The sequence below is a fragment of the Pseudohongiella acticola genome (assembly GCF_001758195.1).
Taxonomy (GTDB): Bacteria; Pseudomonadota; Gammaproteobacteria; order Pseudomonadales; family Pseudohongiellaceae; genus Pseudohongiella; species Pseudohongiella acticola.
Window position 1 is genome coordinate 1,153,878 of the sequence record NZ_MASR01000001.1, and the last position, 13,824, is coordinate 1,167,701.

Sequence of the window (13,824 nt, forward strand, 5' to 3'; positions counted from 1 at the left end):
AAAATAATGAAAAAAATCGTCTGGATCAGCTTTATCAGTGCGCTCGTCATTGTCAATCTGCTGGCATTTGTTGCCGACTATCTGGGTGGCGTTTACATCGCTCTGCCCTATCGTCTGGTGGTTGTGCTCGGCATCACCATGATCAGCTGCGTATTCGGCGGCGCCTGGGTTCTGATGTCCCGTGCCGACGAAGAGGTGCCCAACAACCAGAACAGCCCTCAGAACAGCAACCAGAGAACTGACAACAGCAATGGGCAGTAAGCTGAAGCCTTTTCTTACAGCGGCCAGACCCAAAGCAGCACTGGCAGACTGACGGCGACCACAACAATTTCAACCGGCAGGCCCAGTTTCCAGTAGTCGCCGAATTTGAAACCACTGGGACCCAGAATCAGCGTGTTGTTCTGGTGCCCAATGGGCGTCAGAAATGCGCAGGAAGCACCGATGGCCACAGCCATCAGGAACGAGTCGGCATTGACACCCAGTTGTCCTGCAATACTGATGGAAAGTGGACACATGACAGCAGCCGTTGCGGCGTTATTCATGAAGTCCGACAGTGTCATGGTGACGATCAGCACCAGTGCCAGCGCCACCACCGGGTTGCCCTGGGCAACCGAATCCAGCAGCGCCGTTGCCAGCACATCCGCCGTACCCGTGCTGGCCATGGCCCCAGCGACAGGCAGCAATGCCCCCAGCAACACAATCACTGGCCAGTCAATGGCACTGTAGACTGCGCGCGGCGGCACGATGCGCAATGCCATATAGGCTAGCACGGCTGCTGAAAATGACACCGCAACCGGCAACAGCCCCAGTGCAGTGATGGCAATAGCACTCAGAAAAATGCCAACCGCCAGCACGGCCTGCCCCTTGACCGGCACGCGGATATCCCGGGTCGCCAGCGGCACACACAGGTAGTCCCCGGCAAACCCGGATACCGCTTCCGGTACGCCCTGCATCAGCAGAACATCACCGGCTTTGATGGTGGTTGAACGCAGGCGCTTGATAGAACGGCGACCCTGCCGGGACACTGCCAGCATGTTGATGCCATAACGTGTGCGTAACTCTATATCGGTTGCCGAGCGCCCCTGCAGTGGCGACCCCGGCATCACCACAAGCTCCTGAATCACCAGTTCATCTGATTTAGCCGGTGCCTTGCTGTCAGCTTCGCTGTCGTCGCTATCTGCGCTCTTGCCGTCCCCGCCAGAGGCGGAGCCCGCGCTCTTGGCAGCGCCTTTGCTCACAGTGGCTGCTTTCTTGCTGGAGCCTTTACCGCCAGCCGCTTCTGTCTTGACAGCGTCGTCCGAACCTCGCTTGGCTGAACGTGCCTTTTTGCTGTCAGTCTTTTTGCCTTCACTCTTTTTGGAGTCCTTCTGCTCAGCACCCTCTGCGTCTGCTTCTTCCTGGTCCTGGTCTTTGTCGCTTTCCAGCACCTCCTCTTCCAGTTTCAGGCCAACACTGGATAGCGCCGCGCCCAGCGACTCCGGTTCTGCTTCGATGACCAGAATATCGTCTTCCCGCAACACCCGGCGTGAATACGGAGCAATGACCCGTACTTCACCCCGCACCAGGCCGACAATCTGCGCATCTGCTTTTTCCAGATGCACTTCCACCTCGCGCAGCGTTTTGCCAATGGCCTTGCTTTCGGCTTTGATGCGGACCTCGGTCAGATAGGTGCCAGTATCAAAGCTGGCGGTCTCGGCATTGCGCCGTGCCGGCACCAGCCGCCAGCCCACCAGACCCACAAAAAGAATACCAACAACCGTGATGGAAAGACCCACCGGGGTAAAATCGAACATGCCATAGTGACCCATGCCCGCTTCCGCGCGAAAACCCGAGACAATCAGGTTGGGTGGTGTCCCGATCAACGTCGTGGTCCCGCCCAGTATCGAACCGAACGCCAGTGGCATTAATACTCGACCGGGCGGCAGGTCCTGTTTGACCGCCACCTGCAAGGCGACCGGCATCAATAGCGCCAGAGCACCTACATTGTTCATAAATCCGGAGAGAATGGCCGCGAGCGCGGTCAGGGAAAAAATACTGAGTGTCTGTCCGGCGCTGGCAGGCAACACTTTCTGTGCCAGTGCATCAACAGCACCAGTCACCTGCAGGCCGTAACTGAGCACCAGTACGCAGGCAACCGTGACCACCGCTGGATGGCCAAATCCGGCAAACGCGTCAGCCGAAGGCACCAGGCCGGTGAGGATACAGGCCAGCAACGCACCACCGGCAATCATGTCATGGCGCCAGCGCCCCCACATGAACATACCCATGCTGCAGACCAGAATGGCAATTATTATCAGCTGGTCTACCGTCATACGCGCACTCCATCCTTTGCCTACAGCCTGCATTGCATGCCCTGAACAACACCCTGGGGTCGCAGGCCTTTGCCGTATTAGACACTAACACCTGAACAGGAGCAATGCCCTGTCGTGGCAACCGTTCATCGCGTCCTGCTTGTTGTCTGTCCACGCTTTCTGGTACGCTCCAGCGACCCTGCAGCCTCTGCAGATCCGGCAAAACAAGGAGCTTGATCGTGAAAAAAACAATGTTTAAAACAATGATGAGTACCCTGGCGTCAATCACATTCGTGGCGCTGACCGCGCTGCTCGTACCGGCCCACGCGCAAGCCCAGGCACAGGACAATGGTCCCGTCTTCGAATTGCGTACCTATACTGCAACCCCCGGTAATCTGGACAAACTGCTGACACGATTTCGTGACCACACCATGGCGTTGTTTGAAAAACACGGCATGACCAATGTCGGTTACTGGGTGCCCACCGACCCGGAAGCCGCACAAAACACGCTGATTTACCTGCTCAGACATGACAGCCGCGCTGCCGCCAACGCCTCCTGGAGCGCCTTTGGCTCTGATCCAGCCTGGGCCGTGGTGAATGAAGAATCCAATCGCGATGGTGCGATCCTGCAGGGCGTCGAGCGCAAGTACCTGACTGCTACTGATTTTTCACAGATGAAGTAACAGACATTGATTAGACCGTCAGCGCAATCGTCATAATGGCCAGACAATGGGCATCAGGATTGCGCCGACAATAAAGATCAACAACGTCAATGGCAATCCCAGCTTGAGGAAGTCAACAAAGCGGTAGCCACCCGGCCCCATCACCAGCACGTTGGTCGGATGCGAAACCGGGCTGGCAACACTGACTGCAGCGGCCAGCGCCACCGCCATCATGGCGGCGTGTGGCTGAACATCCAGACCGATACTCACCGATAGCGCGATCGGCGCCATGATCACCACCAGCACCACGGTCGGAATGATCAATGTCCCCATGACGGTCAGCAGGTACAGGCTGGCCACAGTCAACCACGGGCTATGATTCCCGGTCAGCATCAGTAATTGATCCGACAGGTATATGGCGGCACCACTGCCCTGCATGGCCGCGCCCAGCGGCATCATGCCAGCCAGCACCACGATCGAGCGCCAGTGAATCGCCTTGTAGGCCTGCTCCATGTTCAGGCAGCGTCCCAGCACCATCAACGTTGCACCAATCAGCGCAGCGATATAGATTGGCATCACCCCCAATATCGACAGCAACACCACCAGCGCCATACTGCCGACCGCAACTGGCGCCCGTGACTTGTCCACCTCTGGTGCTGACACCGGGTTCAGAATGATCAGATCAGCATTCCGGTTCAGTGCGGCCAGCTGTTTCAGGGGCGCCACCAACAACAGGGCATCGCCGCGCTGCAGCTCCATATCACCCAGACCAGACCTGTGCGGCCGTCCGCCACGCCACAGAGCTGCGACCTCCACCTGCCATGCCTCCCTCAATTTCAGGCTGGCGACGGTTTTATTGTTGATCCATTTATGTGGATGCATGATCGCCTCCACCATCGCCAGCTTGCCCTGCTCAAAAATTTTCATGTAAGGCGTGGCGTCATCCAGCATGCGTAATTGCTGCAAACCCCGCAACAGATCAAAATCTTCCTGGCGGCCCTGCACCAGCAGCAGGTCACCACCCTGTATTTCCTCGTCAGCCGGCAAGGGCCGGATAAAATCGCCATCCCGGAACATGGCCAGCAGGCGCAGATCAAATGCCTTGCCCAGGCGGGTATCGCCCACACTGCGACCCGCCAGAGCCGCTTCCTTAGGTACCCTGAGTACCAGCAGACGTTCATCCAGCTGGTATTTCTGCTGCACGCGTTCCTTGTCGAGCGGCGTCCCGCCGATCAGCTGGTACTTCTCACGTAGCGTTTTGAGTACTTTTTCGTCCCCCTGGATCAACAACTGGTCGCCACTGCGAAAGGTATAATCAGCCAGTCGCGTGCGACGCACGGTTTCACCGCTGAGCACTGCCAGCAACCAGGACTGGGTTGAATCATAGAATTCGGCGGCGGTCATGCTTTTGCCTGCCAGCGAAGAGTCATCACTCAGTGTGACTTCGTACAGGCCTGCGTCTTCCAGCAGCCGGTCGTGTAGCACTGGTGCCTCACGCTCGATAGACAGTTCGCTCCATTGTCGCAGCAGTTTGAAACGATCCAGCCGCCCCTGTGTTAACAGAATATCGCCAGCCTGCAGCCGCGTCACTGACGAGGGCAGGGCCTGGGTATGTCCGCCGCGACTGAGCGCGATAATCATCAGTCCCGCCGCACTGGTCAAACCGGCTTCGCCCAGGCTCTTACCCACCAGCAACGACTCGTCGGGTACCTGGACTGCAAAAATACGCTCCTGCAGACTGTAGAGCTCACGCAGATCACGGCTGTCTCCGGTCTCGGCAACCGGATCCCGGGCCGGCAACCAGTGCCGACCGACCAGCGCAACAAAGGCGGTGCCAACCAGCAACACCGGCACTGCGATAGGGGCGAAGTCAAAGAATCCAAAACCCTCAAAACCCGCTTCCTGCAGCGCGGTGCTGACCAACAGATTGGGCGGCGTACCGATAATGGTCAATGCGCCGCCGAGCAGACAGCCAAACGCCATCGGCATCAACAGCCGCGACGGCGTCGCCCCCACCTGGCGCGCGACACCAACAACCACAGGCAGCAGCAATGCGGTGACACCGATATTGTTCATGAACGCGGACAATATACCCGCCAGCAGCATGAAAGTGATCACCAGTGCCATTTCGCTGCTGCCGGCGACCCTGATCACCCGCTGGCCCATGGCATCAGCAATACCGGCGCGGGTCAGCCCGTCACTGAGGATGAACATGGCCCAGATGGTTATCACTGCCGGGTGACTGAAGCCGGCAATGGCTTCTTCAGGACTGACCAGCCCGGTCACTGCCAGCGTGCACAGCACCAGCAACGCAACCACATCCATGCGTAATTTTTCGGTGGCAAACAGCAGCACCGCCACCAACAGAATGAGCAATACCAGTGCGATATCAAATGTCACTCAACGCATCCTTTTGTGTGTCACTCACGACGTCATGCCTCAGGGTTGCAAACAACGGTCAACAGCACAACCATAATCCCAAAAAAAACCTGAAACATCAATATGATAAATCTGTCTCCGCATAATTCCCAAGTCAACAGGGGCGTGGCACTCAGTTCTCCGCCTGATCGTAGCAGGCTGATTGAGCTTTGTTTGGAAATGTGATTATATCTGCGCCCATGAAGACACGACTGACAGTACTCTTGCTTGCCCTGATGTCCCTTGCTTCCTGCTCCGACGAGCTGGCGAGTAACCGGCCCTTTATTCTGACCACAGCAACCACCGGTGGCGCCTATTATCCCATCGGGGTAGCCATTGCGACCATCGCTAAATCCCAGCTCAGCGACGAATACGATATCAGCCTGTCCGCCATCAGCTCCGCAGGTTCACTGGAAAATATCAAACTATTGCGGGACAACCAGGCTCAGTTTGCCTTATTGCAGGGACCATTCGCCGCCTGGGGCTGGAATGGCGAAGGCCCGATCGGACGTCCCCAGACCGAACTACGCTCGGTCGGCGCGGTATGGCATAACGTGGAGCACTTTGTGCTGATGAGTGATCTGGCAGAGACCGGTACCATGCAGGATTTTCGCAACCTGGATGGCGAACGCTTTGTACTGGGCGCACGTAACTCCGGTGCCGAACAGACCGGCCGGTATATCTTCGACGCGCTCGACATTGACTATGAGAACCGTCTGTCGCTGGCCTACATGGGTTACGGCGGTTCCGCCAATGCCATTCAGGACGGCAACATTGTTGGCATGAACGTTCCCGCAGGGGCGCCGGTCAGTGCCATTACCCAGGCTTTTGCGCAGATGGGTGACAGTATTTCGCTGCTCAATTTCACGCAGGCAGACCTGGACGCAATTAACAGCCGCTACGATTTGTGGGACTGGTATGACCTGCCCGCTGGCACATACCCCAATCAGACAGAGCTGGTGCGCTCGATTTCCAGCCCCAACGTGCTCGCCGTTCGCGCCGATGTGCCGGAGGATGTGGTTTATCACATTACCCGTACTATCTGGGAAAACCTGGCGGCGTTGCAGGAAATTCATGGGGCGACACGCGACATGCGACTGGATCGCGCCGCGCGCGGTCTCGGAGCGCCACTGCATCCGGGTGCCATTCGCTATTATCGGGAACAGGGCCTTGAGATTGCTCCCCACCTGATAATGCCCGGCGACGACCGACCCGCAAATGGCGATGTTCCTTACGCCACTAACAGCGCCACAGAACAATAAAAGCAGCGAGACCGCATTATGAAATCACCTTTACTGAAATGGGCTGCGTTCTTGTTTGCCCTGTTTCATGTCTACGTCAATGTGTTTGCCACCATGTCGGAACTGTGGTTTTCCGCCATTCACTTTGGCGGTTTTGTTGCGTTGTGCGCGCTGTCAAGCAATGAAAGGAACGCAGATGGCGTAGCGCCCGGCATGGCCATGAAGATCCTGAACGTGGTACTGGCGGTTGCAGCGGTCATCGTGACCGCTTACATGATCCTGTTCGAAGATGCGCTGTACGCACGCGAAGCTGAATTCATTCTGTCCGACTATGTCATCACGGCGCTGGCAGTGGGCCTGGCCATCGAGTTCACGCGCCGCACCACGGGCTGGTTCATGCCCATACTGATTCTGATTTCACTGAGTTACATCCTGTTTATGGGTCGCTACATCAGCGGCGTGTTCTCATTTCCCGGTCTTAGCCTGGAGACAGTGCTTTACCGCAGTTATTTCAGTGAAGAAGGCATGTTTGGCATGACCGCCAACATCTCTGCCACCTATGTCTTCATGTTCATTCTGTTCGGCTCCTTCCTGCTCAAGTCCGGCGCCGGTGACTTCATTGTCAATTTTGCGCGTTGTCTGGCAGGCCGTTTTACCGGCGGTGCCGGTATCGTCGCCGTGGTTGGCTCCGGATTGATGGGGTCGGTTACCGGTTCTGCCGTCGCCAATACCGTGTCCACCGGGGTCATCACCATCCCGATGATGAAGCGCTCCGGCTTTAATTCCCAGTTTTCAGCCGGTGTGGTCGCCGCCTCTTCTACCGGTGGCGCGTTGATGCCGCCCATCATGGGCGCTGGCGCCTTTGTGCTGGCCAGTTATACCCAGATTCCCTACCTGCACATCATTGCGGTCTCGGCGCTGCCCGCGTTGCTGTTCTATCTGACCGTGATCTTTTTTGTACGTATCGAAGCCAAACGACTGGGCCTGCTTGCCGACAAGGCCGGTGACCATGAAAGTATCTGGCGGGTAGTCAAACAGGGTTGGCACTTCATCATCCCGCTGGCCGTGCTGGTAGGTTTGCTGGTCGCCGGCTACACCCCGATTCGTGCCGCTGCGGTCGCCATCCTGGCGGTCATTGCCTCATCCTGGTTATCACCGACACCCATGAAACCCGGTGACATTTTCGAAGCGACTGTGGATGGTGTGCGCACCATGGTTTCGACCGCGTTGCTGCTGGTCGCCGTTGGCCTGATCATCAACGTGGTCACCACGACCGGTGTCGGCAACGCCTTCTCACTGATGATCGTGGAATGGGCGCAGGGCAGCCTGCTGATCAGTCTGGTCCTGGTCGCACTGGCGTCTCTGATTCTGGGCATGGGCCTGCCGGTCACTGCCTCCTACATCGTGCTGGCAACGCTGGCCGCGCCCATTCTTTTCGATCTGATTGCTCAGGATCAGATGCTGACGGCATTGCAGGCCACCGACCTGCCAGCCAGTGTCACTGCCACCCTCAACCTGTTTGGCGGTGACCCGATGGTGGCACTGCGCGAAATGCCTCTGGAGATGCGCCAGATCCTGCGCCAGGAGCTGCTCAGCCCGGAGCTGCTGACGGGCATGCTGCTTAGCGCGCATCTGATCATCTTCTGGCTGTCGCAGGACAGTAACGTGACGCCGCCGGTTTGTCTGGCGGCCTTCGCTGCGGCCGGTATTGCCGGCACCAAACCCATGGCGACCGGCGTGACATCATGGAAGATTGCCAAAGGCCTGTATCTGGTGCCGGTGCTGTTCGCTTACTCGCCATTGATTTCAGGCACCTGGCCGGAACGGTTTTATACATTCTTCTGGGCCGTCATCGGTCTGTTTGCCCTGGCAGGTCTGTTACAGTGGCGATTGGATCGTCCCCTCAATCTGATGACAGCGGCGATGCTGGCAGTCGGCGCCGGTTTACTGATGTGGGCCCCCTTGAGCGTCTATCATCATATTGCAGGCGCATTGTTGGTCGCTGCTGTTGTATTCTGGCAACGGTATCAGGAAAAGGTGGCGAACACGGCACAGGCCTGACATATATACATTCATCCACGCCAGAACCGGACAAGCGTCAGCGCTTAAGAGAAGTTTCCGCTCATGTTTTCTGAAAAAGAACTTAATCTGGAAGAACATGAACTGCGGGAGCAGATCAGAAGCCTGTCCGGGCCGCAGCGGGCTTATTACCTACAACGGGAAAGCGCCGGACTAAAGAGCCCCGATCGTTATCTGCTGTTGAATCGGCTGTTTCCGCTGGGACTGCATCATTTTTACCTTGCCCGCTGGGGCCGCGGCCTCCTCAACAGTGGTTTGACCATTACCGGGCTGATTCTGCTACTGGGCACCGACCAGGTTGGTTTCGGCCTGATGTTGCTGACTGCCATGGTGTTTGTTGAAATCCCGCAACTGCTCAATGCCAGGCACCTGGTCCACAGTCGAAACAATCAAACCATGGCCAGATGCCTGGCGCGCGCTCAGAAATACAAGCCCAGTGGGGGCAGCCGCTGATGTCTGCTGCAATGCTGCTACCGCTTTCCTCACGGTTGCGAGTCGTCAGTGTTCGGGCTCAGCAGCTGTTCGTCCGCATTCGTCCTCACTTCCCGTTAACGGTGTCCGGCCTGGCGGTGCTTGCCATGGCACTGCTGGCATTGCAGGGTTTCGGCTACCGTCGCATGGACCTGGTCGTGTTTGCGCTGACCGTCTGTGCACTCAGCATCGTCACGTTCAGTGCCTTGATGGTTACCCTGTCCGGCCTGTGGCTGCGTCAACGTCTGCGACGTATCACCGCAGACGCCTTACCCCCTTGTCAGGCCGAAGCCGGATTCCCCAATGAAACCGGGTTCCGGTTGCCCGCGCTGGCCTGGTTGCCGCTGATGACACTGGAGTGGCGCGTCATCGCGCCCGATGACTTTGTCACGATTAACAGAATCAATTCGGATGATCACACCCAGGACGAAGAAATAACGCCGTGGCGACGCTGCCGTAGCAATCAGCTGGTGCGATTATTCACCCTGCGCGATGTGTTGGGTCTGTGTCGTTTTTCGTGGCGTCAGGCACAACACATGCCATTACTGGTATTGCCACAGACAGGCCGCATTCGCACCCTGCCGGTGCTGCGCTCAATGGAATCAGAGGATGGCATTCCCAACCCGGCCGGCAGGCCGGAGGGTGACCGCATGGATATTCGACGTTACGCTGCCGGTGATTCAGTACGCGATATCATGTGGCGGGTGTACGCCCGCAACCGACACCTGAATGTTCGGCTGGCAGAGCGAAGTGTTTTTCACAGTGACCGCACCCTGGCCTATCTGGTCACAGGCGACGCGGACGAGGCCGCAGCCGGCGTCGCCCGCTTCGCCCTGAGCCGTGGCGCCATTGGTTCACCCTGGGTATTCGGCGCCGATGCCAGCGACGACACGGCCACCTCACTGGCCGCCGCGTTACCGCTGATTGCCGGCTCCCGACCAATCAATGCAGCGTTGCGGCAATCCACACCTGATTACGGCCTGGATCGGTTTCTCAACCGACAGGGTTCGACGCAGTCTGCCTGCATCATTTTTGCACCGGCCACGCCCGGGCCCTGGACTCAGCGATTGCAAAAAACGCTGCAGTCCCAGCCCGGACCATTTTCGGTGGTTTTCAGCACTGATGGCATCAAAGACAACAAACCCGAACCCTGGTGGCGGTCTCTGATTCTGGCGCAGCCAGCGGCCGCCGGAACATCGAAGGACAGTCAAAGCACCGCAACGCTGCGACAACTGATGACCGAGTTTCACAAACTGGGGGCGCATGTTGTAATGGTTGACCGGCAATCCGGTCTGTCTTTTGACCAGCATCTGAAAAGAGTTTAATGTCATTCGCTTATGGCTGAGCAAATCAATGATTGAAACCACATCACAGACTCAGGGCCTGACCCCGACGTCATCGCCGCGCGCGCACCAGAGTGCCGTCCGGGCCTTGATACTGGCCATTGCCTGCTGGGTATTGAGTACGCCGCTGACCACCGTTGCCGGTTCGGCAGCTGCCTTCTCCGGCTGCCTGCTGGCCTGCCTCTGGCTGGACCGACAGACGGCGCAGGCTCGCATTTTTCATCTGCGCTCGCCCCTGATTGTGTTTATGATTGTGGTCGCGGTTGCAATCAGCGCCAGCATTGCCGGGTGGATGACCAGCACCTCGATGATTGCACGGACGCTGGGTGCAATGACGAGTTACCAGGCGGGACAGATCGTGTTCTGGCTGTTGCTGGCCGCGGGCATCGGTCTGACTCTGAGGTTGCTGGCGCGACGCCACAGCTGGGGCAGTATTCCGGAGCTGTTGTTTGTTGCCAGTGCCTTTGTCATTACCCTGGCAGCCCATCAGCGCGGCATGATCGACAGACCCTATTTCATAGGCGATTTTGCGCTGATACGGGGCATTGATCCGTCCTCCATTCTGATGGCGATTGGGGTCGTTGCGGTCTTGGCGCTGGCCGTCCTGTTGATGATGGAGAACAATCACAAACGCCTGCCCTACCATTTTTCCGTGCTAGCGGTGCTGTGTTTCTCGCTGTTGGCATACGTGCAGTTCTTTGGCATGCCCACGCCCAGCCTGACCGATGACCTTGGCCTGACTGGACAATCCGCAGCAGGCGGCGGGTCACAGTCTGACAACCCGTTCCGGGATGGTGAAAACGATGCCAGTGACCGCGAAGCGCCGGTTGCCATTGTTCTGTTCCGCGACGATTACGAACCTGACAGCGGTGCGTACTATTTCCGCGAATCGGCGTACTCACAATTTAATGGCACACTGCTGTGGACGGCTGAAGGTGACAGCCTGGATCAGGATCTGGTCAGTGACTTTCCCTCATCGGCGATCGAAGTATCAGACCAGATTCCGGCACAGGATAAACGCCGCCGGGTAACCACCACCATCGGCCTGCTGACGCCTCATCGCAGCCCCTTTGGTCTCGACGCACCGGTGCGTTTTGAGCGCGCTCCCAATCCCAACAGCCTGCGCTTTCGACAGACCTACACTGTCGAATCGCTGGTGCCAGAATTCAGTTTCGCTGATCTGATCGGACGTCAGGCCGGCTCACCGGACTGGACGGTTGGCCAATGGACCGAATATCTGGAAATGCCCGATGATCCGCGCTATGGCGATTTTGCCCGGGAGCTTATTTCAGGGCTACGCGCTGAATTTGCAGACGACCCTTATGCCAAGGCACTGGCGGTGAAGGAATGGCTGGACACCAATGGCATCTACAGCCTGGCCAATGAACATGCCTATGCCACCGACCCGGCCGCCTCGTTTCTGTTTGGCGACATGACCGGCTACTGTATTCACTTCGCCTACGCCGCCACCTACCTTTACCGCAGCCTGGGCATTCCGGCCCGTGTCGGTATCGGTTACTCGGTGCCGTCAGCCAATCGCGCCGGTGGCTCGGCATTGCTGATACAGGCGGTACATGGCCATGCCTGGCCGGAGATTTACCTGCAGGGTCTGGGCTGGGTCATCGTTGACCCCACGCCGGCACGCACCCTGGTTGACATGTCCACCGACCCGCAGGATTCATTGCAACAGATGCTCGCCGACATGTTACGTGATGACGCCGCCTTTGAAGCCTTTCTGCGCGATCAGGGTGGTGACAGTAACTGGTCGCTGGCCGGTCTCGTGCGCACAGCAGTGGCGATGATGGCAGCACTGCTGCTGGCTGCCTACCTGATCAGGATATATCGAGTGCTGGCGCCCAACTGGGCAAGCTCTCAGCAACAATACCGGTTGCAGTATCGGGCCGTCCTGGACTCGCTGGCAGCCTTCGGCATGACGCGCAGACGGGGCGAGAGTCGCGAAGCATTTGCCCGCCGTCTGGCACCGACACTGCCTGCTTTCAGCGAACTGACACAACGACATTTGTCTGTGACACCGGGTTACGGCGTATCACCTTCGGGGGCCTGGCAACTGGCTGCCAGCCAGGCAGGCGACGGCAGTGGCAGCGAAAAACGACACTGGCGGCAACAACGCAAACACTTGCAGCGCCAGCTGGCACAATCACAGACGCGGTGGCGACGCAGTATCGCCCTGCTGCACCCGGTCCCTTGGCTGGCCAGCCGTTAAGCCATGATCCATGACATCAACAGCAGCAACTTTATGCAGGAGTAAACAATGCAAGTGATGGAAGCGGAAGCCTCAACAAGCCCGGCACTGACGGAAGCCAGTGATGTCCTGCAACGATTGGCAGGCGCAGTGCGTGCGCAGGTAATCGGGCGCGATGACGTTATTGATCTGACCGTGATTGCTCTGATGGCCGACGGTCATGTGCTGTTGGAGGATTTTCCCGGCTCTGGCAAAACCACCCTCGCCAAAGCACTGGGTGAAGCCATTGTTGATGATCAGTCGCCCACAGAGACCAACCACGCTGTACCCATCGCCGCTTTCCGCCGCATCCAGTTCACACCGGATTTGTTGCCTTCGGACGTCACCGGCAGCCCTGTGTTTGACACCAACAGCAACAGCTTTCATTTCCGTCATGGCCCCATCTTTGCTCACGTTGTGTTGGCAGATGAAATCAACCGGACCTCCCCCAAGGTACAATCGGCGATGCTGGAAGCGATGGGTGAGAAACAGGTGACGGTCGATAATATTACCTATGCGCTGGACCCGCTGTTTTTTGTTATTGCCACGCAGAACCCCCTGGACCTGGTCGGTACATATCCGCTGCCGACACCGCAACTGGACCGCTTTCTGTTTAAGATCACCATGTCGCATATCGATCGCGATGCAGAACTGGCCGTGCTCGACACCTGGCAACAGCGCCGTAGCCCGGCTGCCGACCGCGTCCGCGTGACCCGCAATGAAATTCTTGCGGCCCGTCGCAGCATCGACGAGCATGTGTATATCGCCGATGGCATTAAATCCACACTGGTCGACATATCACGCGCATTGCGCGCAGATGAACGCGTATTACAAGGCAATTCCACACGCAGCCTGGTTCTGATACTGCCCGCACTGCAGGTGCTGGCCGCCCTGCGTGGTCGCGCCTACGTCAATGCCGATGACCTTGACATGCTGTTGCCCCATGTACTGGCGCACCGGGTAGAACTGGCGCCCGGCGTTGCCGATTTTGCCAAAGTGCTTCGTGATTGCATGCGCGAACCGCTCGAACAACTGGCACGAAGCACGCTCAAGGCTCACTAGCCAATCGACAATTAC

The 13,824-nt window shown here is 57.9% G+C and carries 10 protein-coding genes; 8 read left to right on the forward strand and 2 right to left on the reverse strand.

Translation table 11 applies throughout. The features are described from left to right. Positions 1–6: 6 nt before the first annotated feature. Positions 7–261 carry a hypothetical protein gene (locus tag PHACT_RS04775; protein ID WP_070116144.1) on the forward strand — a complete coding sequence of 85 codons (255 nt, stop codon included), beginning with the start codon at positions 7–9 and terminating at the stop codon, positions 259–261. Between the two features lie 14 nt (positions 262–275). On the opposite strand, the gene PHACT_RS04780 is transcribed toward PHACT_RS04775, so the two are convergent. Beyond that, positions 276–2,312, reverse strand: coding sequence for an SLC13 family permease (locus tag PHACT_RS04780; RefSeq protein ID WP_070116145.1), 2,037 nt, complete (start codon positions 2,310–2,312; stop codon positions 276–278). A gap of 218 nt (positions 2,313–2,530) precedes the next feature. On the opposite strand from PHACT_RS04780, the gene PHACT_RS04785 reads away from it, so the two are divergent. Next, the gene (locus tag PHACT_RS04785; protein WP_245730584.1) at positions 2,531–2,974 is read left to right on the forward strand and encodes an NIPSNAP family protein; all 444 of its coding nucleotides are present in this window, start codon (positions 2,531–2,533) and stop codon (positions 2,972–2,974) included. A gap of 30 nt (positions 2,975–3,004) precedes the next feature. Here PHACT_RS04785 and PHACT_RS04790 read toward each other — a convergent pair whose 3' ends face one another. Further along, positions 3,005–5,353 (reverse strand): SLC13 family permease, encoded by a 2,349-nt coding sequence (locus tag PHACT_RS04790; protein ID WP_070116146.1) that lies wholly within the window; start codon positions 5,351–5,353, stop codon positions 3,005–3,007. Between the two features lie 218 nt (positions 5,354–5,571). Here PHACT_RS04790 and PHACT_RS04795 point away from each other — a divergent pair, with 218 nt between their 5' ends. The 6 genes from PHACT_RS04795 (at position 5,572) to PHACT_RS04820 (ending at position 13,809) form a co-directional block, all read left to right on the forward strand. Continuing rightward, positions 5,572–6,633, forward strand: coding sequence for a TAXI family TRAP transporter solute-binding subunit (locus PHACT_RS04795; protein WP_083264582.1), 1,062 nt, complete (start codon positions 5,572–5,574; stop codon positions 6,631–6,633). An 18-nt stretch (positions 6,634–6,651) separates the two neighbouring features. Beyond that, positions 6,652–8,673 (forward strand): TRAP transporter permease, encoded by a 2,022-nt coding sequence (locus tag PHACT_RS04800; protein WP_070116148.1) that lies wholly within the window; start codon positions 6,652–6,654, stop codon positions 8,671–8,673. A gap of 63 nt (positions 8,674–8,736) precedes the next feature. Then, complete coding sequence (locus tag PHACT_RS04805) at positions 8,737–9,144, forward strand: hypothetical protein (protein ID WP_070116149.1); 408 nt, start codon at positions 8,737–8,739, stop codon at positions 9,142–9,144. Then, positions 9,144–10,487: a DUF58 domain-containing protein gene (locus PHACT_RS16475; protein WP_070116150.1), complete on the forward strand. Its 1,344-nt coding sequence runs from the start codon at positions 9,144–9,146 to the stop codon at positions 10,485–10,487. The genes PHACT_RS04805 and PHACT_RS16475 overlap by 1 nt, the downstream gene beginning before the upstream one ends. 28 nt (positions 10,488–10,515) lie before the next feature. Beyond that, a complete protein-coding gene (locus PHACT_RS04815) occupies positions 10,516–12,729 on the forward strand; it encodes a transglutaminase family protein (RefSeq protein WP_070116151.1) in 2,214 nt (737 codons plus the stop codon). A gap of 48 nt (positions 12,730–12,777) precedes the next feature. Further along, entirely contained in the window at positions 12,778–13,809 is a 1,032-nt protein-coding gene (locus PHACT_RS04820) for an AAA family ATPase (RefSeq protein ID WP_070116152.1), read from the forward strand. Positions 13,810–13,824: the final 15 nt, after the last annotated feature.

What these genes read in the sequence shown, in the direction of transcription:
- PHACT_RS04775 (WP_070116144.1), top strand. Translation starts at nt 7, where the DNA reads ATGAAAAAAATCGTCTGGATCAGCTTTATCAGTGCGCTCGTCATTGTC.
- PHACT_RS04780 (WP_070116145.1), bottom strand. Translation starts at nt 2,312, where the DNA reads ATGACGGTAGACCAGCTGATAATAATTGCCATTCTGGTCTGCAGCATG.
- PHACT_RS04795 (WP_083264582.1), top strand. Translation starts at nt 5,572, where the DNA reads ATGAAGACACGACTGACAGTACTCTTGCTTGCCCTGATGTCCCTTGCT.
- PHACT_RS04800 (WP_070116148.1), top strand. Translation starts at nt 6,652, where the DNA reads ATGAAATCACCTTTACTGAAATGGGCTGCGTTCTTGTTTGCCCTGTTT.
- PHACT_RS04805 (WP_070116149.1), top strand. Translation starts at nt 8,737, where the DNA reads ATGTTTTCTGAAAAAGAACTTAATCTGGAAGAACATGAACTGCGGGAG.
- PHACT_RS16475 (WP_070116150.1), top strand. Translation starts at nt 9,144, where the DNA reads ATGTCTGCTGCAATGCTGCTACCGCTTTCCTCACGGTTGCGAGTCGTC.
- PHACT_RS04815 (WP_070116151.1), top strand. Translation starts at nt 10,516, where the DNA reads ATGATTGAAACCACATCACAGACTCAGGGCCTGACCCCGACGTCATCG.
- PHACT_RS04820 (WP_070116152.1), top strand. Translation starts at nt 12,778, where the DNA reads ATGCAAGTGATGGAAGCGGAAGCCTCAACAAGCCCGGCACTGACGGAA.